We start from the raw sequence: 23,587 nt of genomic DNA, 5'->3' as shown, positions 1-23,587 counted from the left end.
TGCTTTTGTTTATTTTCTGTTAACAAGTTTAATAACACAAAGAAACAGAATGCCTAATCCAGAGAGGATAATGCCTCCATTTCTGTAAAAGTGATCTGGCCTTGATAGAGCGTCCATGCCAGCGTAACCAAAATAGGTATAAATAATTTCTGCTGGAATAAGAAAAATAAAAGTAGTGATTATATAAAGACGAAATTTTATTCCCGTTACTCCCAAACCGTAATTTACTAGATTAAAAGGGACAATAAGAAATAACCGCAAGACAGCAACAAACATCCACCCTTTTTGATCCACACCAGCAATTAATTTATTAAGCCTTTCTCCTCGTTTTTTAGAAAACCAGTCATAAATGAGGTGGCGTGTGATTAAAAAGGAAAAAGCAGCGCCAAAGGTTGCACCAACCAAATTAAGTATTGTGCCAATGACAGGACCAAAAATTGCCCCACCAGCGAGAGTGAGTACCATGGTTGGTAAGAACATTAAACTTGCCAAACAGTAAAGAATTAAGAAAAGTACTGGCGCAAGCCACCCAAGTTTATTGATCCAATCAACAATTTCGAGCGAATATTTTTGGAACGCCAATGCGCATGAAATTAATGCAATAAATGCAAAAATCAAGCAAGTTATTTTAATATAGAGGTTAGGTTTAGAAATCATCCCACACACTTTATTACAGCCATTAAGGAGTCGCAAGTAATCTTGCAAAACAATCAGTGAATGAGTATAACCGATAATAATTTTGTTAAGAAAACAAATAACAGGGTCAGGCGACAGCGGGTAAAATGGATTACCAAATCCCATTTACCCGGGAAGCAGAATCAATGTTTTATTCTCAGGTCAAATCGATTATGCTTGTTGGACAAGCCGTGGCACGTAGGCGCTAGGTGAATTGTCAACAGACCCTATTAATTACAGAAAAACTATTGGAAAAACTTAAATGAAATTATTAATCATCAGTCTCATAATACTAGGGATGGTAGTGACAATCATGTATTTATTTCCCCAAATTAATTACAGAGGAATGCCTGAGGGTTTGATTGACGGACATTTACCAGAGGGAAAACCTAATTGGGTTAGCAGTAAGGTGGAAATGACTGATACCCATTACATCGCACCGTTAAAAGCTCAGTCTTTGGCTCAGTTATCTTCTTGTATTGAATCGAAAATACCTGAAGTGATTATTAAAACTAGCGATGCGTCCCAAATTATTGCTTATAGACCAAGTAAGGTCTTTCATTTTGTCGATTGGTTATGCATTCAGAATGATGGAGCGGTAAGCTCCAGTGCGACTATTGGGTACTCAGATTTAGGTAAAAATAGAGAGTTGATTGAAAAAATTCGTACTTTGTGTAAATGAAGTCTTGTCTTAATTTTCTCAATTTAGACTAATTGTCACGTTGATAGGCCTCGCTTTGTGGCAGAAATTTTAAGTAAAGCACTAATACCTGGATGGCAGTTAGTATTAGTCGGGCTATGACCCGACTTTCGTATCAAGCTTCATCTTTCTGCTGTGTAGTGCTGATTGCGTGCTCACTACTTTTAAGTACATAACTGCCTGGTGCATCCATTAAAGGCGCATAAGGCAATTGGTCGAGCTCTGGGGCTGGTATGGATTTTCCAGAATGGGTTTTAAGCCATTTAAACCATTCCGGCCACCAGGAACCGGGATTGACCACTGATTGTTCCAGCCATTCTTCAGGACTGGCTGTAGTGCTGGAATTGGTACGGTAACCGTACTTTATTGCATGGGGTGAATTAATAATCCCGGCAATATGTCCCGAACCACCCAGAACAAAACGTTTTGGGCCGTTCATCAGCTGAAAACCAATATATGTAGTTTTCCAAGGAGCTATATGATCTTTTTCAGTGGAAAGGAAAAACGTAGGATTATCAATAGTTCTAACATCTATCGGGGTATCATTGAGACAAATTTTGCCTGCTTTTACCAGATCGTTATGTAAGTACATCCACCTTAAATATTGGGAGTGCATCGTGGCTGGCATATTGGTTGAATCAGCATTCCAAAATAAGATATCAAAAGGTACTGGATTTTTGCCACGTAGATAATTTTTTATAAAAAAGGACCAAATCAAATCATTCGCCCTTAATGAATTAAAACTCGAGGCCATAAATTTTCCAGCAAGATACCCTTTAGACTCCATTTTCTCTTCCAGCTTTTTAATTTGTTGCTCATCAATAAAAACGGAAATGTCGCCAGGATCGCTAAAATCAATCATCGATGCTAAAAAAGTAGCACTGCGAATAGATTTGTCATTATGGGCTTTGTTATAAGCCAGGAGAGTTGTAAGCAAGGTTCCACCGATACAAAATCCCAAAGTGTTCACATCTTTAACATGTAACTGTTTCTTGATGGTTGCAATCGCAGTCCTGGGTCCTTCTTGTAAGTAATCAAATAAGCTTTTTTTAGCAAAACGTGAATCTGGATTTACCCAGGAGATAATAAACACCGTAATACCCTGAGCGACCAACCAACGAATTAAAGAATTATGAGGGCTTAAGTCTAAAATATAATATTTGTTAATCCATGGCGGAATCAAGAGTAGAGGAACTGAACATACTTTTGTCGTTTGTGGTGTGTACTGGATTAACTCCATCATCTCACTGCGAAATATTACTTTCCCAGGGGTGGCTGCAATATTTTCACCCAGTTTAAAAGCATTATTGTCTGACATTCTAATTGTTAGACGGGCAGAATCTGCTTCCAGGTCAGATAGTAAGTTATGAAGCCCCTGGAGTAAATTTTTCCCGCTACTTTCCAGGGTCTCCGCTATAATTTGCGGATTAGTATGGAGGAAATTGGAGGGTGATAAGGCATCAAGATATTGTTTAGTAAAAAACCGCAGGCGTTTTGCTGAGCTCTTATCACTATATTCCATGGTTTCCAATAAGGAGTTCAAGTGTTCACTAGCTAACAGATATTGTTGGCTTAACAGATTGAAAAAAGGATTGTGGAGCCAATCATCGCCATTAAAACGAGAGTCGTTAATAGGCATCGGCTTGCCCTCAAGCCAGGAGTTAAACATTGACTGGGCCAGGTTTACGGCATCTTCCCAATAAGATACCTGCATTTTTACTACTCTTTCCGGATTTTTTAAAATAACCGTAATCATACTCTGAAAATGTTCGGTCAGCTCAATAAACTGGTCCAACAGAATTGGAAGCTGGGCAGGTTTTTTCTTCAAGTCAGCAATGATTTGTAAGCTTTTTTCAGCTACTGATTGCATGAGCTCACTGAGCTCTTTGTCATGATGGGACATCCTTCCTCCTTAAGACAAATGATTATGTTCTCTATTCTTAGGTGTTTTTGAACCTTTAGCAAGATGAAAAAAATCTTTTAATTGCATAGTTCCTTTACAATAAGGTATTATTCGCTTTTTGTCGCATATAGAACCAAATTAGTACTATATTTATACTATAGAGCTAAAGTTTACCAGTAAGTGCTTTATATTGGGAAGCAGAGATTGCAGGTGGCTTCATTCAATCAAGTCAATAAGCTTGGCGATGGCGCAGACCAGGATCCGTCACAGCGGGTCTTTCGAAGCCTTGCGACTCACCGGACTTGTGGTAAAGAGAAGTCAAACCAAAGCCCGATTGAGGTGGGATTTATCTTTAATTAAGACTGATATGGTACTAGATTATTTGAAATGGGGGTGTTATGCTGCGCATTAGCAAATTGGCCGATTATGGAACAGTTGTCATGGTTTATCTTGCCAAGCATGCGCAAGAATTATGTAATGCGCGTGATATTGCCTTACATACTCATTTAGCTGTACCTACAGTAAGTAAAATCTTAAAGCGCTTAACAGTCGCTGGTCTCTTGACTTCAGTGCGCGGTGTGACCGGAGGTTATAGGCTACAAAGGTCCGCAACTGAAATATCAGTATCTCAAATTATTTATGCTTTGGAAGAGCATCGTGGTTTTACTGAATGCAGCCTGCAACCTAATGATTGCTCTTTACAGGAAGTATGTACTATTCAGGGCAATTGGCGATTAATAAGCCAGGCAATAGAGACTGCATTGGACAGTGTGAGTTTGGATGCATTGGCAAAACCAACGCTTCAGGCGCGGGATATCAATCGCGTCCGGCAATTAGCAAGTGGAGTAAATCGTGGCTAAAAGTAGTGAGCACATTAATTCTCTGCTCGATAGAGAATACCAGCATGGGTTTATAACTGATATCGAAGTGGATACGTTCCCACCTGGATTGGATGAGGACGTAATTCGACGTTTGTCAGCCATTAAAGGTGAGCCTGAGTTTTTATTGGAATGGCGTCTAAAAGCATTTCGACATTGGTTAACCATGCCTCATCCAGAATGGTCTAGCGTGCATTATCCTCCAGTTGATTATCAAGCTTTATCTTATTATTCCGCACCCAAAAGCAAGAAAGATGCTCCAAAAAGTCTTGATGAAGTAGATCCGGAATTACTCAAAACCTATGCGAAATTAGGTATCCCTCTCAGGGAGCAGGAAATGCTGGCTGGGGTGGCTGTAGACGCGGTGTTTGATAGTGTTTCTGTCGCAACTACTTTTAAGGCAAAACTCGCTGAAAAAGGAGTTATTTTTTGTCCATTCTCTGAAGCAGTACACGAGCATCCTGAGCTATTAATGCAATACCTGGGGTCAGTCGTACCTTACAGAGATAATTTTTATGCGGCTTTAAATTCAGCTGTCTTTAGTGATGGTTCTTTTGTTTATATTCCAAAGGGAGTGCGTTGCCCAATGGAATTATCTACCTATTTCCGTATTAATGCAGCTTCTACGGGGCAGTTTGAACGGACCCTTATTATTGCCGATGCTGATAGTTATGTTTCGTATCTGGAAGGGTGCACCGCTCCTATGCGTGATGAAAATCAGTTACATGCTGCTGTGGTTGAATTAGTTGCTTTGGATGGAGCACAAATTAAATATTCCACAGTACAAAATTGGTACCCTGGTGATAAAGAGGGTAAAGGTGGTATTTATAATTTTGTGACGAAACGAGGGGCTTGCCGAGGGAAGCGTTCAAAAATTTCCTGGACGCAAATTGAGACTGGCTCTGCGATTACCTGGAAATACCCCAGTGTCATCTTACAGGGTGATGATTCGGTGGGGGAATTTTATTCCGTGGCATTAACCAATAATTATCAACAGGCTGATACAGGTACCAAGATGATCCATATTGGAAAAAATACACGCTCGACAATCATTTCCAAGGGAATTAGTGCCGGTCATGCTCATAATGCCTACCGTGGCTTGGTCCGTATTGCACCGACTGCTACTAATGCACGTAATTATACTCAATGTGACTCGATGCTGATGGGCAGTTTGTGTTCAGCACATACCTTTCCTTATATAGAAGTTAAGAATCCAACGGCTCAGGTAGAACATGAGGCGACCACCTCAAAAATCAGCGAGGAGCAGTTGTTTTATTGTCAGCAACGTGGCATTGATACCGAAGATGCGGTATCGATGATTGTAAATGGGTTTTGTAAGCAAGTATTAAAAGAGTTACCCATGGAATTTGCGGTGGAAGCCACTAAATTGTTGGGTATAAGTTTAGAAGGGGCAGTAGGCTAATATGTTAAAAATTAATGAGTTAAATGTTGCAATCAATGCACAGTCGATTTTAAAAGGCATTAATCTTCATGTTAATGCAGGTGAAGTTCATGCCATTATGGGACCGAACGGTTCAGGAAAGAGTACTTTGTCTAAAGTGCTGGCTGGCCATCCTTCATATCACGTGACTGGCGGAGAAATTAGTTATTTAGGTACTGATTTATTACCTTTGGCACCTGAAGAGCGAGCTCGAGCGGGTATTTTTATGTCGTTCCAGTACCCTGTTGAAATTCCGGGAGTGACAAATATCAATTTCCTTAAAGCGTCTGTTAACGCAGTTCGTAAAGGTCAGGGAAAAAACACTCTTGATGCAATAGAATTTTTGAGTTTTATTCGTGAAAAATGCCAGTTGCTGGATATGGATGAAAGCTTCTTGTATCGCAGTATTAATGAAGGTTTTTCAGGTGGTGAAAAGAAACGCAATGAAATTTTACAAATGGTAGCTTTAGAGCCTAAATTAGCTGTTCTTGATGAAACAGATTCTGGTTTGGATATAGATGCCCTGCGGGTTATTTCTCATGGTGTCAATGCCATGCGCTCACCTGAGCGAGCAATTATTTTAGTGACTCACTACCAGCGCTTACTCGATTATATTGAACCTGATTTTATTCATGTCCTGGTGAATGGCCGTATCATCATGTCTGGTGATAAGTCTTTAGCGCTTGAACTGGAGAAAAAAGGTTACAGCTGGCTTGAAGAAACGGAGCAGTGATGAGCGAGATTTTAGAGTTTTATCAACAGCAGGCAAAAAAAGGGTTGTCATCCCATGACTGGCTTGCTCAATTACAATCTAAGGCGTCAGCTGAATTAGATCGACATGGTTTTCCTACCCGACATGATGAGGAGTGGAAGTATACCCATGTTGACGCTTTGTTAAAGCAGCATTTTGCACCACAACCGCCCGTGGTAAATCCTAATGCTTTAAAAAATTCTGATTTGCCGCTCCAACACCAATTATCAATACACAATGGCCTAATGTTTGGGGAAAAAGAGTTGGTTGAGAAGTTACCTGAAGGTGTCTTGATTCTTCCCTTATCTGCAGCTTTAGTTGATCATGCGGATCTGATTAAGCCTTATCTTGGAACTATTTTGCAACAGGAACATGGCTTTCATTTTTTAAACACGGCCATGATTCATTGCGGTTTGTTTTTATACATACCCGCAGGGGTTTGCATTGATGAACCCATTGCTTTAGCTCATGTTCAGGATCAAACCAACCAAGCGGTTCATTTGCGGCATTTAATTATTGCGGAAAAGCAGAGTCGGGCTACTGTTGTTGAAGAGTATCGTGGTGAAACAGATTGTTGTTACCTGACGAATACCGTTACGGAAATTTTCGTAGGAGAAAAAGTGCAACTTACTCATTATAAAATTCAAAATGAGAGTAAAACTGCCTACCATCTTGGTCATTTGTCAGTTAAGCAATTAGCCCATAGCCAATTTGCCAGTCATTCATTAAGTTTGGGTGGTAAACTGGTACGAAGTGATATCAGCATGTATTTGCAAGAAGAGCATGCTCATTGCCTTATGAATGGAATTTATGCCCCAGCAGAAGGGCAGCATGTAGATCATCATACGACCGTGCACCATTTGGTACCTGATTGTTCCAGCGAACAAGATTATAAAGGTATTTTAACGGGTCGTTCACGTGCAGTATTTAATGGTAAGGTCATTGTGGCAAAAGATGCACAACATACCAATGCCAAACAGCAAAATAAGAATTTGTTACTTTCAGCCAATGCTGAAATCGACACCAAACCACAATTAGAAATTTTCGCTGACGATGTACTTTGTTCTCATGGTGCAACAGTGGGGCAATTAGATGAAGAGGCTTTATTTTATTTGGCAACGCGAGGGATTGGCAGGTTAGAAGCGTCACATTATTTAATTCATGCATTTGCCCAGGATAATTTAAGGCTTATTCCCAATCGTGAGTTAGCTGATTGGATGGGTAATTTATTAACTCAACAGTTGGAGTAAGCAAATGAGTACAAATGCTTCAATACTTTCACCATTTGAAATTAAGGCAATTCGTAAAGAGTTTCCGATTTTAAATCAAAAGATCAACGAGTATGATTTAATTTATTTTGATAATGCAGCGACTACTCAAAAGCCTATAACCGTAATTCAGGCTATGACGGATTATTATGAGCATATTAATGCGAATGTTCATCGCGGAGTCCATGCTTTAAGCGTCAGAGCCACTGAGCGCTATGAAGAAGCCAGAGCCAAGGTTAAACGCTTCATTAATGCGAAATCAGTACGTGAATGTGTCTTTGTGCGTGGTACTACAGAAGCGATTAATCTGGTAGCGCAGAGTTTTGTTGCTCCGCGTATTTTGCCTGACGAAGAGATATTAATTACCTACATGGAACACCATTCCAATATTGTTCCCTGGCAAATGGTATGTAAACAAACGGGAGCCAGGTTGCAAGTGGCACCAATTTCCTTGAGCGGCGAAATTTTGCTTGATGAATTTGAAAAAAAATTAAATGAAAAAACCAGGTTTGTAGCAATTAATTATGCTTCTAATGCTTTAGGTACCATCAACCCCGTTAAAAAAATGATTGAGATGGCCCATGCCCATGGTGCTGAGGTGTTACTTGATGGAGCACAGGCAACAGCTCATTTACCCATAGACGTCCAAAGTTTAGGTTGTGATTTCTATGCCTTTTCAGGACATAAGATGTATGGCCCTACGGGCATAGGTGTTTTATGGGGTAAAGAAGAACTTCTGGAAAATATGTCTCCTTATCAGGGTGGGGGAGAGATGATCAATTACGTCACTTTTGAAACCACTGAGTATGCTTCTCTTCCCCAAAAATTCGAAGCAGGTACTCCAAATATTGCTGGCGCTATTGGTTTAGGGGCCGCTATTGATTATTTGGAGTCTTTGGACTTGGAAGCGATTGCCGCTTATGAAACTCATTTATTAAATTATGCGACTGCCTCTGTTGAATCGATAAAGGGGTTTAATATTATTGGTACGGCCCAGCATAAAGTACCTATTATTTCTTTTGTCCATGGAAAAATCCATCCCCATGATATAGGAACTATTCTTGATAGCGAAGGTATAGCCATACGCAGCGGGCATCACTGTGCCATGCCATTGATGGATTTATATGAGGTTGCCGCTACATCAAGAATTTCATTATCCTTTTATAATACTCAAGAAGAAATAGATCGGTGTGTAGCAGCATTGAAACGAGTAAAAGAGGTTTTTGCATGAGTGCTGAATTACGTGAGCTTTACCAGGAAATCATTATTGATCATAATCGCAATCCCCGTAATCATCACGCTATGGATGGTGCGACGACACAGGCTAATGGCTTTAATCCCCTTTGTGGCGATAAGTTAACCGTTTATGCCAAGCTAAATGAAGGCTTGATTGTGGATTTAAGTTTTGTAGGATGTGGTTGTGCCATTTCCCAAGCTTCGGCTTCATTGATGACTGATGCCTTAAACGGTAAAACAGTAGAACAGGCACATGAATTGTTTCATCGTTTTCATCATATGCTGACTTTGGATGAGGAAACTCAACTAAGCTCTATGGATAAATTGGCCGTTCTTGCAGGAGTTAAAGCTTTTCCAGCTCGAGTCAAATGCGCCACTTTAGCTTGGCATACTTTGGAGGCGGCTTTAAATAAAGATACCGCTGTAGTAAAAACGGAATAGTTATCCGTAGGGGGCTTCATGTTTGGCTTTAAGAGAAAGCAGGATAAAGAATTATTGAAAGAGAGTGTCATTGTAGCGCTTAAAGGCGTGTATGATCCGGAAATTCCAGTCAATATTTATGATTTGGGTTTGATTTATGATGTTGCAATTGATGATGAAGGACATGTACACATCCTGATGACGCTGACTACACCAGGCTGTCCGGTGGCTCAAACCTTTCCTGGTACCGTGGAGCGGGCGGTAAATGAAGTAGAAGGGGTCAGTGATTGTACCGTTGAATTGGTATGGGAACCACCTTGGACGCAAGAGAGAATGACAGAGGCAGCACGTCTTGAGTTAGGAATTTTTTATTAATCATGTCTGATCTCTCCTGGCAGCCATCTGCATCTATAGAATTGTTACGTCTTCGTGCACAGTTTTTGGCATCGATTCGCGAATTTTTTACACAACGTGCTTATTTAGAAGTGGAAACACCTGTTATGGCCAAGCATGGGGTAACCGATGTCTATCTGAGTAATATCAAAGCTACTTTCAGGGATAAGGCGTATTATTTACAAACCTCTCCTGAATATCACATGAAACGTCTTCTTGCTGCAGGATCTGGTCCTATTTTTCAGCTGGCACGTGTCTTTCGCGATGATGAGTTGGGGCGATGGCATAATCCTGAGTTTACTTTATTAGAGTGGTATCAATTGGATATTGATCATCATGCCTTGATGGATGAAGTAGATTTCTTTTTACAAACGATTATCCAGGCTGAACCTATGCTTAGAAAAACCTACCAAGAGGTTTTTCTTGAGTCATGTGATGTTGAACCCTTTACTGTCAGTGTAGAACAGTTACAGCAAGTATTGGTTCAATATAACCTAGACAACATTTTATCTGCTCAAGAGCAGGATAAAGACCAATATTTATTTTTATTAATGAGTCATGTAGTGGAGCCTTTCCTGGGAAAGAAACGTGCTCCTGTCGCCGTTTATAATTTCCCTCCTTCACAGGCTTCACTCGCAAAAATCAGTGGAGGTGTTGCAGAGCGTTTTGAGGTTTATTACCAGGGAGTAGAGTTAGCTAACGGTTTTCATGAGTTAACTGAAGTTGAGGTGCAAGCTAAACGTTTTGCTCAAGATCTACAACTTAGAAAACAGCAAGGACTAGCTCCTGTTACAGCAGATCAGTATCTTTTACGGGCTTTGGAACAGGGCCTGCCTTATTGCAGTGGTGTTGCTTTGGGAATAGATCGATTATTGGCATTAGCTCTGCAACAACCAGCTATCTCAAGTATCTTGTCGTTTGATTTTTCCAGGGCTTAAAAACGACTGATCTCCTAACCGATCTAATTTCCAAAAATACTCCATTTGCCATTCTTGTGTTTTTTGAGCCTGACGACTCACAGTGACATCACAGGGTGGATACTCTCGTATAGCTCGGTTTACACCTTTTTACATTAATTGAGAAGACATTGTGCTGAATTAAAATTTGCTTGCAGTAACGTCACCTTTGTCCTGAAAAATCGGATTGATTTACAGAAACGAGGCAAATGCCGAATTACATTCTGATATAAGCTATGCTGGACAAGGGATAATCCAGAAACTTAAGATATCCTATTTAAAGTACAACAGGCATTTTTCTCTAGATCTCATGCGATTCAAACGTAAGTTCATTTAGCCCCTCGTTTCTGTATTTTAACCCCGCTGTATAGACCAAATTGTTCATGAATAAATATTAACCCTAGTTCATCTGTTACGTAATCATGCTGCAAATCTTATAGTAACTAGGCTGTTTACACAGTTTTATGGATAGATCCGTAATGGTACTGATTTTCAGACAGGTTACACGGCTTGAGATTATCTTCAAGGGCAAGAAAATCACTTGTTCTGACTTTATACAACGCCACTATGGCATTTAAATCAATCGCGCTGGCAAACTTGCAGCAAGCAGCTACACCCCGCAGCCCCCGAAAACCCTGGCTGCCTTTAAATATAGCAAAATCCTCACCCAGTTTAGAAACGGGACTGAACCAAGATTCTTTCTTGCCGGTAAGCCAATTTAAAAAATCTTTTTGCGATGTAAATTGTACTTTAAAATCAGGTACCGGATAAAAAAACGTATCACTACAGTATTCATCAACAACATGACTAGGCAATAATCGTTGAGCACCGCCGACACCAGTTCGCCATTGATTATCAGCCCCTATATCAACAGATTCCTGTAGTTGTTTAATGATAGTGCCTTCAAAATCAAAGTGCTTTTCAGTTATCGTTTCAGGCATAGAGTGTTTGGTTATATCGAGAAGTATATAGGTCAAACCGTGTTTCTTTATCTTTTGATATTGTGTCTGTAGTACATCCTTTATTTGTTCACCTTCTATTGTTTTAGCTAAAGAATCAAGCATCGTCTTCCACATATGCTTATCTAAAGCCCACATACAATACTCAAAACCACTAGTATCGGTAAATGTTCGGCCTGATAAATCACATACTTGCCCTCTGATAGACATTAATCCGGGATCCATTTCAAGCATCGTTGCTACTGCTTCATGGTTCCCACGAACAACATAATGAAGAAATTTTCTGGCCTTATATAATGGTTTTAATTGTTGACTTGTCTTAAACAACTGATAATTGGATTGTGAGCTCATAGTAAGGTTTATGAAATCTTTAGTTGGTAAAAAACGAGTGACTTCGCTTTTAATACCATCGGGTAATCGATAAAAAAAATCGAATTTCTCTTGCATGACTTTTCCTGTTGCAATAAACGCGTGCATCATAATTGGTCATATAGACTTTGTAAATACCAGTAATGTATTTATTCCATCGCTACCTCATGGGAAAGCTTGTTATTTCAGCTAGGTTATCAATTATAAGATGGAGTTCTAATGTAGAAATAGAGTATATAAAGTTAATTTTATTTTGTCCCAAAAAACAACTAAAATATTGCTCAGCAAAAAACTTATAGATCGCAAGAAATATTAAGCTGCTATACTTTTATAAAAATTTCTACAATTAGACTCCGATGAATGAAAAACATGATTTATTTACCCAGCAGGCAGCATTATACGCACAATTTCGCCCGAATTATCCTAGAGAAATGCTCGAGTGGATTGTAAAGCAATGCCATGAGCATAAATGTCTATGGGATTGTGGCACAGGCACTGGACAAGTTGCTCTTGCTCTAGCTGATAGGTTTGATCAGGTTATAGCTACTGATGTGAATGCCTCTCAACTAGCTCATGCTAGTCATCACCCCAAAATTATTTATCAGCAGACAACTGCAGAGCATACAGATCTTTCCAATAGGAGCGTTGATCTAATTACTGTCGCACAGGCTTTACATTGGTTTGATCATGCTCAGTTTAACAAAGAGGTTGAGCGAGTGCTGAAACCAAGGGGCATTTTGGCCATATGGTGTTATGGTTTAGTACAAACAAATAACAGTGAACTCAATCAAATCATAAATACATTCTACACCGAGATAACGGCACCGTACTGGGCTCCTGAGCGTAAGTATATTGATAGTCAATACCAAGATATTTCCATTCCGTTTTCAAAATTAAAAACACCCTCATTTAACATCAAAAAATATCTAAGCAAAGAAGAATTGATTGCCTATTTTTCAACGTGGTCGTCGGTCAATACTTTAATGAAAGAAACAGGCCTGTCGTTGATTGATACTTGGCTTAGGCTTCAACTGGAGCAATTGACTTTACCCAAAATAATAGAGTGTCAATGGCCAATTACCCTGATCACAACCAGAGCATAATAATGAGGGTAAGTATGACCATATGAAATTCATAAAGTGTCCCCAAAACCCAACAATATCAGAGACTAGACTAATAATTGCATTGTTATTTAATTATAGTTCTATTTTGGAGTCAGTTTATGGAACAGCCAATTATTATTAGTAAGTCTACTCTAACTGATAGGTACCAATCATTTGTTTTTGAAAGCAAGCCAAGTATCAATAAGTAGGCTCAAGGATGCCACTATCACCGTCTACTTATAAAACCTTGCCTCCTTAAATTCCTTAGCCATGAAATATGAGCTGATTAATTTTCCTGGCAGAGAAATAAGGCTGCTTCAATTTGATTACGTTTAGCATGTGATAATTAGTTCCACTCCGGCAAGAGTTCACCGTGAGGATCAAAACGATAATGCTGTTGATCCCATCCTTGACCAAAAAGTCGGAGCACTGAATTATAATATCCATCCGAAATTATTGATGAGTTATCAACTCGTTGACGTTGCTCTTGTAGCCCAGGGTTATTGGCCATGAGTGGTAATAAGGCAGCTGAGAATCCCACAGGTCCCTTCCCAGTGTACCGCCCCGTTACCGTGTTTATTTTTTCTGGGGGCGTACCCAGCCGTTGCGTGATGGTTGTTATGGTTTGGAAATGCTTAACCAGCTCCTCTTTATAACCCAGATCCTTGGCAAGCATGCCAATCCATAAATAAACACGTATCGCGTTGTAGCTGCCCAGGTTGGGGTGTTCATGATCAGGCTGCCAACCTGCTTCTTTATTCCAAATAATCCAGTCAGGCGAGAGTCCCTTTGGTGATGAGTCTACCAGTAAGCGGAGGCTGTTTTGTTCTATCTCCTTCCAATGGGTATTTACAGTGATAAATCTAGCCAGAAGTTGGGGAGGTAAATAGCTCGGATTAAGACGCCAATTATCACCATGAATAAAACCGGTTTTTCCTGGTAATAACATGCTACCCAAGCCTGGAATATTCACTACTTCCTCATTTAAAATACGATCAAGTAATTCGGTTCCAAGCTTTTCATAGCGCTTAATTTTCCACAAGCGTCCTGCCTCAAGCAAATCATAAGCTATCAACAGGTCTGAGTCAGACGCTGAGTTATGGTCTAGAACGGCCCATTGTTGTTGATGGTTTTTTCCCCATAACCAAGCAGGTAGCTGGTCACTTAAATCTCCCGAAGCCAGATTATTTTCAGTCCAGTGGAGCAATTTATCAAACATCAAGCGATCGTTGGCAACCAAGGCAAAAAACATTGCATAACTTTGGCCTTCAGAAGTAGTAATCTTGTTAGGGGTTGATAAATCGATCACGCGACCATCGTTATTAATATAATGCTTTTTAAAGTCCTGCCATGATGGCCAATAGATAAAGCTAAGAATCCCATCAGAATGAAGGAGCAGGATCAAAAAGATAAGTATCAGACTTTTGTAAGCAAAATTCATCTCTCAATCCTAATCATCCATTTTTTTTAGACGACGGCGACTAATTGCTGTTAAGGCATGCCACAACATAAATGTTAAAATAATAGCCACAAGTACTGCTCCAAGTGCCAGACTGATTGGATGTTTTTTGAGAGTGAGCCAAACTTGTATGTACCAAGGCAGATGGCCAATATAATAAACACTACCAACTTGCAAACTGGTCACACCAGACTCTCGTATTACAGCTACTGAACCGAATACTCGTCCAAGCAAATCTTTTTTAGTCAATGTTTCATTAAGCAGTTCAAACCCCCGGGGGCTGTCTGCAAGCAGGGCAACAATGCTACGTTGCTTGTAATAAGGTGATTGCAGACCTATTATTGCAGACATTATCCCATCAGAACTTACGACCGCCTGATCATTAACCGCAGCATTATTGGCTTGGACTGGAAAAGCTGGAAGTTCATTTTGACGGAATGGTTTATTAACCCTGCTTTTTGTTTTATCCAGAAGCAGATTTACGTTACTGTCCTTATAAAGATCTGAGGGGATAGTACCAATGATCAGAATGTCAGTATCTGTATTTTTTATTTTGGACCAGTCATCGGTTAAAGTCAGGGCCAAAGCAGGATATCCAGTCTGAGAGCCGATATTACCAATGACATTTAGCAGGGTAGTTACTTCTATAGCCAGTGGTTGTTTGCTTATTAAAATACTGGTTTGCGCCAGATCAGCTAAACGGCTAAAAGGAAAGCCCGCATTAGCGAAAGCATTTAAATCGGGCATCGCCATATAGTGGTAGTAATTTGAGAAATCTATAGTTGAATTGCCGTCAATAGAGGCGTAATTTTTTATTAAAGTGAACGACTCACAACGTCCTTCTGTATTGCCCCCGCCAATCACATTAACATAAGCGAACTCAAAAACCATTTGGTTGTTGGTTCCCAAATCTAACACAGGAATAGTAAATTTTTTAGCTGATCCGATTAAGTTTTGTAAAGACCACATACCGAGAAATTTTGACTCCCGATCGGGCGTTAATAATAAGGGGTAACTTTTGACAAAATAATTATTCAAGCTAATGTTTAGATGTGAACTGCTCAACGCGGGTGGTATGGTATAACGATAGTTCAATGCCACATTGATACCCGGGCTTCCGTAAAGGAATAAATCCGGGGGAAGCGTAAATGGAAGAGAAATTGGTGCGGGATCAAAACCGGAAGTTTGCAGTTGTTCCTTAAATTGCTGTAACTCTGCAAAAGTTGTTGGCCTATCAGTATGAACCCAAAACGGGGCATCATAAGGCTTGCGAGGTGCAAGATTTTCAATTTTATCGATAGTCACACTTTGGCCGCGAAATAGAATAGTTCCGGTTGCAATCCCCTTTACGGCCATAATTAAATCATTATTATCTCGGCCTGATATAACCAGCAATTTTATAAAGGGATTATCGGGGTGATCAATCATTTCTATTTTCGGTGCATTCACTGTTGGATAGTTTTTGAGGAAATCAGGTCGCTCTTTGTTGGTGACAAATACTATGGCATTGCGTTCCGGTAATTTATTAAACAAGGCAGGGAATGATTGACCACGCCATCGAGCTTTTGTGCCGAACCAGGAAGCCAGGATGGCTGCAGCACGTTGTTGCATTAAATCAGGTTGTCCAGAAAAAACCATGGGCAGGTTTAGTGGTCGATTATCTAAAGGATCAATGAAAGGCTCTGGAAAGTGGGCGAGATTTTTTTTCAATGGTAAGGTCTGAATGGTTAAATCAATAAAACTGGATTTACTGATGTCAATCCATAGTGTGCTATTTGCTGGATTTTCGCATACGGCATTATAATGACCAATTAATTGCAGTCTTAAGCGATTAAAATCATTGATGTAGCGGGGGTCAATGGGTACTAGAACGTTATTGGATTTTCCTAATTGCTCTGCAGTCAGGCTGATTACTTGCATCAACTCTTCATTTAGATAAACTTTAAGCTGGGATTGTATTGGAATCAACGATGGTGACGGGGTAAACTGTAGATTCACTTGTGCCTGAGAAATAATTTCATCTCTTCTTACAGTAAATTCAGTTGTTTTTTCCGGATTTAAACCCGTTATAGTGAAATTCTTTTGGGATAAAGCGTTCTGATTAAAAAAAATCTGCATTCTTCTACTTGGGGCAACTGCATCAGCAGCGGGCGTGGTAACGCTCTGCTTTTTAGGCTCTGATGAGACAGCTGAAGCAGTTTGAGCAAGCAAACTGATGGTTATCAAGACAACTGCTTTGAAACAAATTTTTTTGTTTGTCATTGAATTATTCATCCATAATGTTCAAATTCCCTCGGTTTTAACAGGTGTCATTTGTATCCTGTCAGAATCGCCGGGTAAGTGTCTGCCACTGAGTCCGGATTAATCCGAGCCGCGCGCGTCAGCAAGCGGAATTCTTTAAAAATATTCAAAATACCTATTGACACGGTTTTTCTGTAAAACTGATGTTTTTCCATATCAAACGTAAGTCATGCAATATGCATGCCCTAAGATCCCCAAGATCACAATGTAGCCCCTTTCACTAATAAAACATCTCCCTCCTGAGGTCAGATTTTTTCTTAGCCCTTAGTGGCGTTAAAACTCGAAAAATGCGTTCAAAAAAAGTCATGTTATGATTGCCGTATCAGCATTAGTAACGCAGTGGTAGATGATGAAACGCCAAGAAATCAAACAAGTTTTAGATGAGTTAACAAAAGATATCGATAGTCTTGCCGACAAAAAGGCCGTGACTATCATTAAGGTATTGGTTAATTTGGTCGAAATGCTTGCCGAAGAAAATGCTTTGCTCAGAGAGGAAAACCAAGTATTACGTGATGAGATAAACCGCCTTAAGGGTGAACAGGGCAAACCTAATATTCGCGGTCAATCCAAAGGTAGCAATGGCGATAATACAGGCAATTCCAATCATTCATCTGAAGGAGATCGCAATAAACGTGGTAAAGGGAACAATAAAAACACAGGCAAAGACAAAAAAAACGTACGTATTGATAGACGTGTTACGATTGCTCTGGACAAAGCAACGCTGCCAGATGACGCCAAGTTCAAGGGTTTTGAGATTCGAATCATCCAGGATCTAAAAATCATCACGGATAATGTTGAATTCAAGCTGGAAACGTATTACTCACCATCTTTGAAAAAAACCTTTATTGCGCCGATTCCTGGCGAATATAAGGGCAGTGAATTTGGTCCTGGGGTTAAAGCGCTGGTCATCACATTATACCGTGATGCAGGGATGACGGAGAGCGCCATTGAGCGCTTTTTAAAAACATGTGGTATTCAAATATCACATGGTAAAATTGCTTCCATGCTGACAGAAGGCAATGATATTTTTCATCAGGAAAAAGAAGATATTGTCGATGCCGGTAGCAACGCAGGCTTGTACCAGCAGATGGATGACACAGGCAGTCGTGTTAACGGCAAAAATCACTACACCCATGTTTTATGTAATGACTTTTTTACAGCATACTTCACTCGTCGTAAAAAAGATCGCTTGACCTTATTGGAGTTGCTGTGTCGAGACCAATTAAAGTTTATGTTTAATCAGGAGGCTTATGAGTTAATGGATGAGTTTGGTCTCGCAAAAAAATGGTTGGATCAAATTAAACCAATGCTGCATGCACAACCCCTCACACGTGAATCAATCGATAGTTTGATGGGAACACTTTTTCCAAATCCAAAAAAACACAGCACGAATCGACGCATAATTCTTGAGTCAGCAGCTCTTGCCTATTATCAGCACTCGAAATACTTCATCCATTATTTAATGACAGATGATGCGCCTCAGTTTAATAAATTGGCCCTACATCATGCGCTGTGCTGGATCCATGAAGGTCGTCATTATAAAAAACTCACTCCATTCTCAGATATGAATCAGAATATATTGGCTGTATTTCTTGAGCAATTATGGGATTTCTACCATGCATTATTGACTTACAAGACGGCTCCATCTCAATCAATGGCCCAACAACTATCAATGCAATTTGATACTTTGTTCGCAACCACGACAGGCTATGATGTTTTAGATCAACGCATTGCAAAGACACGTGCTAAAAAACAAGCGTTATTATTGGTGTTAGACCATCCATTTCTGCCATTGCACAACAATGCCTCTGAATTAGGGACACGGTTTCAAGCAAGGATACGCGACATCAATCTCCAAACGGTCTCCCAAAATGGCACCAAATCAAAGGATACGTTTGCCACGATTGTACAGACGGCCAGAAAACTGAAAGTTAACGTTTATCAGTATATTTACGATAGGGTGACTAAAAAATTTGAAATGCCATCATTGGCTGAATTAATCTTACTTAAAGTGCGGCAGGTTCCATGCACCACATAAGCATCTCGAGATAATTCCGCTTGCTGACGCGCGCGGCTCGGATTAGTCCGGGCTCAGTGGCAGACACTTACCCGGCGATTCTGACAGGATACTGTCATTTGATTTTTTTTTATACTGTGCGGAGCAAATGACACTATCCATAAGAGTATACGGGCGAAACTCATCAGGATGTTCCGAACTAATGGTGGTGTATATTCTATAATACTCAGATAGCCACGGAAGTCCAGTCTAAAAACATGACGCATACTTTGTATGGGTTTGTCTTCAGGGAAGCTTTTAAGCCACAGTGCCCAGGTATCTGCCCGAGCAAAAGTGCATTGGATAAAATCAATGTGTTGTTTGACTGATAAGTCTTTGAGGCTTATTCCTATTGAACGGTCAAAAATGCGGATAACCTTACAAGGAAACTGGAACTCCTCAATGCCGTTATTAAGTAACAGTGCTATATTTTCACCATTGTTTAGTAAATCAGGCTCATTTATTTCTATGCCTAGTCCGTTATCTGAATAATTGCGCACCGTACAGGGAAATAAGTGACCGTCATTTCGAGCTATTACTGCTGGCAGAGAAAATTTAACCCGATGCGATTTACGCACCTGCTTTGTTTCAACATCTACACCCAGTGCTCCGCCAAGAATGGTAAGATTGTATATTACCCATGTAAGGGTGATTATCAGGGCGGGAATATCTTCAATTGGGCCAAAAAATAAACGCCAAATCCCCGCAATCAAACCGGTTAAATTAATGGCCAGCAGAACCAGATAAGGGCGGGCAGTTACCCAGTCAGCATAGGGTTCTTTTATTAAGCCTCCTTTAGCGGTGACATTAAATTTACCTTTGCGCGGATTGATTAAAGCGATTGTGGTTGGTATTGCGATATACCATGCCATCACTGTTTCATATATTTCATTCCACAAAAAATGACGATATTTTCCCTGGATTCGGGTATTGGCTAAGACTGTATGGATGATATGGGGAAATGCATACAAGATAACCATTAAGGCTGAGGCATAAATTATTTGGGCATGAAGCAGGAGGAACGCTACCGGGGTAACGAGGAAAATTAAACGGGGAATACCCGATAAAAAGTACAGTATGGCATTGAAATAGCAAAGGCGTTGCGGAAGGGTCAGACCTTTGCCCCTTAACGGATTATCTACACGTAAAATTTGTACCATACCTCGCGCCCACCGAATACGCTGTCCTATATGGTGTGCTAAACTTTCAGTTGCCAGACCAGCTGACATGGGGATACGAATATAAGCGGAGGAGTAATGATGACGTTGCATGCGAAGTGAGGTAAGTGCGTCTTCTGTAACGCTCTCTACCGCAAATCCACCAATAGTCTCCAGAGCACTGCGACGGAGTACACCTGCGGAACCGCAAAAAAAAGTTGCATCCCAAAAATCATTTCCGTCTTGTACTACGCCATAAAATAATGCGCCTTCATTGGGTATATTTTGAAATGCTTCCAGGTTACGTTCAAACGGATCTGGTGAGAAAAAATGGTGCGGGGTTTGCAATAGTCCAAGTTTAGGATCTTTTAAAAACCAACCCATAGTTAATTGTAAAAATGTATGTGCTGGTATGTGGTCGCAGTCAAAAATAGTGACGAACTCACCGTGAGTTTGTTTTAACGCGTGATTGATATTACCTGCTTTAGCATGTTCATTCGTCGTACGGGCAATATAGCGAACGCCAACTTCATGAGCGAATTTTTTAAATAGAGGACGATTACCATCATCCAGAATATAAATATTGAGTTTGTCTTTTGGCCATTCCAGGCCTAATGCAGCGTATACAGAAGGCTTGATTACACTCAGTTCTTCATCATAAGTAGGGATCAAAATATCAACTGTGGGCCAGGTAGTAGTGTCTTCAGGTAATGCCACAGGCTCACGTTGCAAAGGCCAAATACTTTGAAAATAGCCTAAAATCAGAACCAGGAAAATATAACTCTCTGCAAAAATGAGGAGAAAACCAAATAAGAAACTCAAGGGGTCATTCCAGATGAGGGTGTTACTGTATCGCCACCACATGTAACGGCTTGAAGTAATTAATGAAAGTACGATCAACATAATGACTATGATATGTCCGGGGACATGCCGGATGCTTAAGGCGATGAATAATAGAATGACTAAAAAAATAAACTGAGCCGTGGGGTTAAAGGGTTGCGTAATACAAAGCAGCAGTAACACCGTCGCAAAAACACTCATTAAAATGAGTAAAACAGTGTATGTGCCGTTACTCATCTGGTTCAGATGTTTTAGAGTTGTTCCAAAATGACTTGTCCTGATTTTTTGGGGTAAGGCGTTTATCCACTTATAATAAGAGTTAATACTTTGCGTTTTCCATTGCTTTAGTTGAAAATCAACTTTTTTAGGTCGGTCGTGAACAATCAGAACCAGCCAGATAGATTGAATCACATAGCGTAAAATATCTCCGAAGCGAGGGCGGATTGGGGATATTTGGGGAAACCAGTCAAGACGATTTGCACGAACCCATTGCCAGCTTGGAGATTCGGGTCGCAGAAAAACCCAAGTTAAAATAAAAAACAGGGTGGCAAACAATGAGGCACCAATGGACGCTCCATAATGACGATAATATCGATAACGACGCTCCACAATTTGATATGCTGGTCTTGCCAAAACCAAGTGCAAAATGCTACTCATGATGTTCTGCTGTGAACTGAGTTAAACACCAGTTAGCGAATACCCCAAGTTCTTTGGTAGCTAAACTATGGGTACTGTACTCACCGATGGGTTGTTTGACGGCAAGTGCTTCAGCAACTGCCTCATCAAGATGAATCATTATGGGTAATAAATCAGGAACAGTGTGTTGCCATAATTGAACCAGGTCTTGCTGTAACTGATTCGAAGAGGTGTATTTATTCATTAAAAAATAGCAGCGTTCAGCCAGATCTTGTTGGTGTAAACGAACATGACAGGCTACATCGGGGTTTAATAAACAGATTATGTGGTCAGCCAAAGCCAATCCACTTTGAGCCAATACGGTATTTGCCGCTGGAAGGTCAAGTAGAATCCAGTTGTAATTCCTGGTAGCAATTAACTGAGCGATATTCAATTGCCAAAAATCTGGTTCAGCTCGAAATTTAGCATCCAGTTGGAGCAAATCAGATTTTGATGTGTGCCCAAAAGGGATAAAATCCAACAACCTGGTATATCGCATGGCATTTTCTTGCCATGGAACATTGTTCATCAGGCCTTGTGCCCAGCCACGAGGTTGTTTAAAAGACATATTAAAATACAGGCGCAGCAAATTGTCTGGTGAGAAGTCAATTACCAAAACAGACTCGCCCAGACTTTGCAAGGCCCAGGCTAATCCTGCCGTTATTGAGGTGGTACCGGTTCCTCCCCGAATTCCTTGTAAGGCTATCACTGGCATAATTGAGTCTATCCTTGTTTATTAGTCCGGGTTAGTCTAATTCGTTGGGGGTTAATTGGGCTAACTCTGACAATAATGGCCAATGCTCCATCATATGCGCCAAGTGCTCCAATTGTGAGATATTGATATAACTTAACTTTGATAATGAGTAAGCGTGACTGAGTGCCAGTAAATCTTCTGCTGTTTTCATGGGCATAGTCCGATTAATATTTCGTATTTTTTTATCCATGGTATCCCTCAGCAAGAATGTCTTCATTCAAGTATAGCAAGGATTAGGAAGTCTTGAGTATGGCTACCACTTTTCATCCCAGGGACGTGTACAGGTGATAAAATTGTAGTTTCTTTTCTTACGTTAATGTTTTTTTTCTACTGATTCTATGGTATTGATAAATAATAATAATACTTTGATTCGCATTATATACAAGGCTTGGTTACCCATGAAATCGAGATATGCCCCTATACTTAAAGCGGTATTTCCTGTTGCGGGTTTAGGAACACGGTTTTTACCGGCAACAAAGGCAGCTCCTAAAGAAATGTTATCTATTGTTAACAAGCCATTAATTCAATATGCAGTTGAAGAAGCTTATTCTGCAGGCATACGACAAATGATCTTTATAACCTGTCATAATAAACGTGCAATTGAAGATCATTTCGATGTATCTTATGAATTAGAAGATGAACTGATATCGCATAATAAAATGGAACTGTTATCTCTGGTGCGTGCGGTTAAACCACTAGACATGGAGTGTTTTTATGTTCGCCAACCAAAACCATTGGGTTTAGGTCATGCTATTTTATGTGCTGAGACATTAGTGGGACAAGAGGCGTTTGCTATATTACTTGCAGATGATCTCCTCACTGATAAAACGCCCATTATGAAGCAAATGGTTACGCTCTATAACGAATATGGACCTAATATCCTTGCCGTAGAGGACATCCTTTCGGAACATACTCAACAGTACGGGGTTATTGCAGGGGAACAACAAAAGGACGATCTTATAAAAGTTACCGATTTAGTTGAAAAACCTCATCCAGATAGAGCACCATCGAATATTGGGATTGTAGGACGTTATATTCTCAGCGCGGGAATTTTTGATCAAATCAGAGCGTTACCTCAAATGGGTCAAGACGAGGTCCAATTGACAGACGCAATTAAAGGCTTGTTAAAAAAAGAACAAATTTGGGCGTACCGTTATGAGGGAAAACGTTATGACTGCGGAAGCATATTAGGATTTCTGAAAGCTAATGTAGATTTGGGGAAAATTGATTCTCTGGAAGGAGAGAATTTTTCGAAATGGTTATTAGAAACGGTTAATCAATAATCTGAACGGT

Annotated in this window: 21 protein-coding genes; 12 read left to right on the top strand and 9 right to left on the bottom strand. The window is 40.1% G+C overall.

The window, feature by feature from the left end; all coding sequences use genetic code 11:
• Nucleotides 1-9: 9 nt before the first annotated feature.
• Nucleotides 10-693 (bottom strand): VTT domain-containing protein, encoded by a 684-nt coding sequence (locus tag HRS36_RS15105; protein ID WP_173238552.1) that lies wholly within the window; start codon nt 691-693, stop codon nt 10-12.
• A gap of 280 nt (nt 694-973) precedes the next feature.
• Here HRS36_RS15105 and HRS36_RS15100 point away from each other — a divergent pair, with 280 nt between their 5' ends.
• Nucleotides 974-1,357, top strand: coding sequence for a DUF1499 domain-containing protein (locus HRS36_RS15100; protein WP_226905657.1), 384 nt, complete (start codon nt 974-976; stop codon nt 1,355-1,357).
• 133 nt (nt 1,358-1,490) lie between these two features.
• Here HRS36_RS15100 and HRS36_RS15095 read toward each other — a convergent pair whose 3' ends face one another.
• Nucleotides 1,491-3,278 (bottom strand): PHA/PHB synthase family protein, encoded by a 1,788-nt coding sequence (locus tag HRS36_RS15095; protein WP_173237933.1) that lies wholly within the window; start codon nt 3,276-3,278, stop codon nt 1,491-1,493.
• A 398-nt stretch (nt 3,279-3,676) separates the two neighbouring features.
• On the opposite strand from HRS36_RS15095, the gene HRS36_RS15090 reads away from it, so the two are divergent.
• The 8 genes from HRS36_RS15090 to epmA are packed head-to-tail and all read left to right on the top strand — an operon-like array spanning nt 3,677 to nt 10,603.
• The gene (locus HRS36_RS15090) at nt 3,677-4,138 is read left to right on the top strand and encodes an SUF system Fe-S cluster assembly regulator (RefSeq protein ID WP_173237932.1); all 462 of its coding nucleotides are present in this window, start codon (nt 3,677-3,679) and stop codon (nt 4,136-4,138) included.
• Nucleotides 4,131-5,579: a Fe-S cluster assembly protein SufB gene (gene sufB, locus HRS36_RS15085; RefSeq protein ID WP_173237931.1), complete on the top strand. Its 1,449-nt coding sequence runs from the start codon at nt 4,131-4,133 to the stop codon at nt 5,577-5,579. The genes HRS36_RS15090 and sufB overlap by 8 nt, the downstream gene beginning before the upstream one ends.
• Nucleotide 5,580: 1 nt before the next feature.
• Nucleotides 5,581-6,330 (top strand): Fe-S cluster assembly ATPase SufC, encoded by a 750-nt coding sequence (gene sufC / locus HRS36_RS15080; RefSeq protein WP_173237930.1) that lies wholly within the window; start codon nt 5,581-5,583, stop codon nt 6,328-6,330.
• Nucleotides 6,330-7,598, top strand: a complete 1,269-nt coding sequence (sufD, locus tag HRS36_RS15075; RefSeq protein ID WP_173237929.1) for a Fe-S cluster assembly protein SufD — start codon at nt 6,330-6,332, stop codon at nt 7,596-7,598. The genes sufC and sufD overlap by 1 nt, the downstream gene beginning before the upstream one ends.
• Before the next feature lie 4 nt (nt 7,599-7,602).
• Nucleotides 7,603-8,847 carry an aminotransferase class V-fold PLP-dependent enzyme gene (locus tag HRS36_RS15070; protein ID WP_173237928.1) on the top strand — a complete coding sequence of 415 codons (1,245 nt, stop codon included), beginning with the start codon at nt 7,603-7,605 and terminating at the stop codon, nt 8,845-8,847.
• Entirely contained in the window at nt 8,844-9,293 is a 450-nt protein-coding gene (sufU, locus tag HRS36_RS15065) for a Fe-S cluster assembly sulfur transfer protein SufU (RefSeq protein ID WP_173237927.1), read from the top strand. Before HRS36_RS15070 ends, sufU begins: the two co-directional genes overlap by 4 nt.
• An 18-nt stretch (nt 9,294-9,311) precedes the next feature.
• The gene (locus tag HRS36_RS15060) at nt 9,312-9,647 is read left to right on the top strand and encodes an SUF system Fe-S cluster assembly protein (protein ID WP_173237926.1); all 336 of its coding nucleotides are present in this window, start codon (nt 9,312-9,314) and stop codon (nt 9,645-9,647) included.
• 2 nt (nt 9,648-9,649) lie between these two features.
• Nucleotides 9,650-10,603, top strand: a complete 954-nt coding sequence (gene epmA, locus HRS36_RS15055) for an elongation factor P--(R)-beta-lysine ligase (protein WP_173237925.1) — start codon at nt 9,650-9,652, stop codon at nt 10,601-10,603.
• On the opposite strand, the gene HRS36_RS19085 is transcribed toward epmA, so the two are convergent.
• Both HRS36_RS19085 and HRS36_RS15045 read right to left on the bottom strand, forming a co-directional pair.
• Nucleotides 10,568-10,684, bottom strand: coding sequence for a hypothetical protein (locus tag HRS36_RS19085; protein WP_197933196.1), 117 nt, complete (start codon nt 10,682-10,684; stop codon nt 10,568-10,570). The genes epmA and HRS36_RS19085 overlap by 36 nt on opposite strands.
• Before the next feature lie 389 nt (nt 10,685-11,073).
• Nucleotides 11,074-12,060 (bottom strand): F-box protein, encoded by a 987-nt coding sequence (locus HRS36_RS15045; protein ID WP_173237924.1) that lies wholly within the window; start codon nt 12,058-12,060, stop codon nt 11,074-11,076.
• Between the two features lie 245 nt (nt 12,061-12,305).
• On the opposite strand from HRS36_RS15045, the gene HRS36_RS15040 reads away from it, so the two are divergent.
• Nucleotides 12,306-13,052 (top strand): class I SAM-dependent methyltransferase, encoded by a 747-nt coding sequence (locus HRS36_RS15040; protein WP_173237923.1) that lies wholly within the window; start codon nt 12,306-12,308, stop codon nt 13,050-13,052.
• Between the two features lie 346 nt (nt 13,053-13,398).
• Here the strand turns inward: HRS36_RS15040 and bcsZ are convergent, their stop codons facing one another.
• Nucleotides 13,399-14,493: a cellulose synthase complex periplasmic endoglucanase BcsZ gene (gene bcsZ / locus HRS36_RS15035; RefSeq protein WP_173237922.1), complete on the bottom strand. Its 1,095-nt coding sequence runs from the start codon at nt 14,491-14,493 to the stop codon at nt 13,399-13,401.
• Between the two features lie 9 nt (nt 14,494-14,502).
• On the bottom strand, nt 14,503-16,773 hold the full coding sequence (bcsB, locus tag HRS36_RS15030; RefSeq protein WP_173237921.1) for a cellulose biosynthesis cyclic di-GMP-binding regulatory protein BcsB: 2,271 nt from the start codon (nt 16,771-16,773) through the stop codon (nt 14,503-14,505).
• Between the two features lie 385 nt (nt 16,774-17,158).
• Between bcsB and HRS36_RS15025 the strand changes: the two genes are divergently transcribed.
• The gene (locus HRS36_RS15025) at nt 17,159-18,850 is read left to right on the top strand and encodes an IS66 family transposase (RefSeq protein WP_173235423.1); all 1,692 of its coding nucleotides are present in this window, start codon (nt 17,159-17,161) and stop codon (nt 18,848-18,850) included.
• A 53-nt stretch (nt 18,851-18,903) separates the two neighbouring features.
• Here the strand turns inward: HRS36_RS15025 and bcsA are convergent, their stop codons facing one another.
• From bcsA to bcsR, 3 genes are read right to left on the bottom strand one after another with little or no spacing between them, the layout of a single operon-like run.
• Nucleotides 18,904-21,522 (bottom strand): UDP-forming cellulose synthase catalytic subunit, encoded by a 2,619-nt coding sequence (bcsA, locus tag HRS36_RS15020; RefSeq protein ID WP_173237920.1) that lies wholly within the window; start codon nt 21,520-21,522, stop codon nt 18,904-18,906.
• On the bottom strand, nt 21,515-22,255 hold the full coding sequence (gene bcsQ / locus HRS36_RS15015) for a cellulose biosynthesis protein BcsQ (protein ID WP_173237919.1): 741 nt from the start codon (nt 22,253-22,255) through the stop codon (nt 21,515-21,517). Before bcsQ ends, bcsA begins: the two co-directional genes overlap by 8 nt.
• 31 nt (nt 22,256-22,286) lie before the next feature.
• Nucleotides 22,287-22,484, bottom strand: a complete 198-nt coding sequence (gene bcsR, locus HRS36_RS15010; RefSeq protein ID WP_173237918.1) for a cellulose biosynthesis protein BcsR — start codon at nt 22,482-22,484, stop codon at nt 22,287-22,289.
• Nucleotides 22,485-22,692: 208 nt separating this feature from the next.
• On the opposite strand from bcsR, the gene galU reads away from it, so the two are divergent.
• Complete coding sequence (galU, locus tag HRS36_RS15005; protein WP_173237917.1) at nt 22,693-23,577, top strand: UTP--glucose-1-phosphate uridylyltransferase GalU; 885 nt, start codon at nt 22,693-22,695, stop codon at nt 23,575-23,577.
• Nucleotides 23,578-23,587: the final 10 nt, after the last annotated feature.

It is taken from the genome of Legionella antarctica, assembly GCF_011764505.1.
GTDB classification, from domain to species: domain Bacteria; phylum Pseudomonadota; class Gammaproteobacteria; order Legionellales; family Legionellaceae; genus Legionella; species Legionella antarctica.
The sequence above is the reverse complement of the archived record's forward strand: the minus strand, read 5'-3'. Positions and strand labels throughout refer to the sequence as shown.

Excerpts from the sequence above, each read along its gene's own strand:
- HRS36_RS15100 (WP_226905657.1), top strand. The coding sequence starts at position 974 with ATGGTAGTGACAATCATGTATTTATTTCCCCAAATTAATTACAGAGGA.
- HRS36_RS15095 (WP_173237933.1), bottom strand. The coding sequence starts at position 3,278 with ATGTCCCATCATGACAAAGAGCTCAGTGAGCTCATGCAATCAGTAGCT.
- HRS36_RS15090 (WP_173237932.1), top strand. The coding sequence starts at position 3,677 with ATGCTGCGCATTAGCAAATTGGCCGATTATGGAACAGTTGTCATGGTT.
- sufC (WP_173237930.1), top strand. The coding sequence starts at position 5,581 with ATGTTAAAAATTAATGAGTTAAATGTTGCAATCAATGCACAGTCGATT.
- sufD (WP_173237929.1), top strand. The coding sequence starts at position 6,330 with ATGAGCGAGATTTTAGAGTTTTATCAACAGCAGGCAAAAAAAGGGTTG.
- HRS36_RS15070 (WP_173237928.1), top strand. The coding sequence starts at position 7,603 with ATGAGTACAAATGCTTCAATACTTTCACCATTTGAAATTAAGGCAATT.
- sufU (WP_173237927.1), top strand. The coding sequence starts at position 8,844 with ATGAGTGCTGAATTACGTGAGCTTTACCAGGAAATCATTATTGATCAT.
- HRS36_RS15060 (WP_173237926.1), top strand. The coding sequence starts at position 9,312 with ATGTTTGGCTTTAAGAGAAAGCAGGATAAAGAATTATTGAAAGAGAGT.
- epmA (WP_173237925.1), top strand. The coding sequence starts at position 9,650 with ATGTCTGATCTCTCCTGGCAGCCATCTGCATCTATAGAATTGTTACGT.
- HRS36_RS15045 (WP_173237924.1), bottom strand. The coding sequence starts at position 12,060 with ATGATGCACGCGTTTATTGCAACAGGAAAAGTCATGCAAGAGAAATTC.
- HRS36_RS15040 (WP_173237923.1), top strand. The coding sequence starts at position 12,306 with ATGAATGAAAAACATGATTTATTTACCCAGCAGGCAGCATTATACGCA.
- bcsZ (WP_173237922.1), bottom strand. The coding sequence starts at position 14,493 with ATGAATTTTGCTTACAAAAGTCTGATACTTATCTTTTTGATCCTGCTC.
- bcsB (WP_173237921.1), bottom strand. The coding sequence starts at position 16,773 with ATGACAAACAAAAAAATTTGTTTCAAAGCAGTTGTCTTGATAACCATC.
- HRS36_RS15025 (WP_173235423.1), top strand. The coding sequence starts at position 17,159 with ATGATGAAACGCCAAGAAATCAAACAAGTTTTAGATGAGTTAACAAAA.
- bcsA (WP_173237920.1), bottom strand. The coding sequence starts at position 21,522 with ATGAGTAGCATTTTGCACTTGGTTTTGGCAAGACCAGCATATCAAATT.
- bcsQ (WP_173237919.1), bottom strand. The coding sequence starts at position 22,255 with ATGCCAGTGATAGCCTTACAAGGAATTCGGGGAGGAACCGGTACCACC.
- bcsR (WP_173237918.1), bottom strand. The coding sequence starts at position 22,484 with ATGGATAAAAAAATACGAAATATTAATCGGACTATGCCCATGAAAACA.
- galU (WP_173237917.1), top strand. The coding sequence starts at position 22,693 with ATGAAATCGAGATATGCCCCTATACTTAAAGCGGTATTTCCTGTTGCG.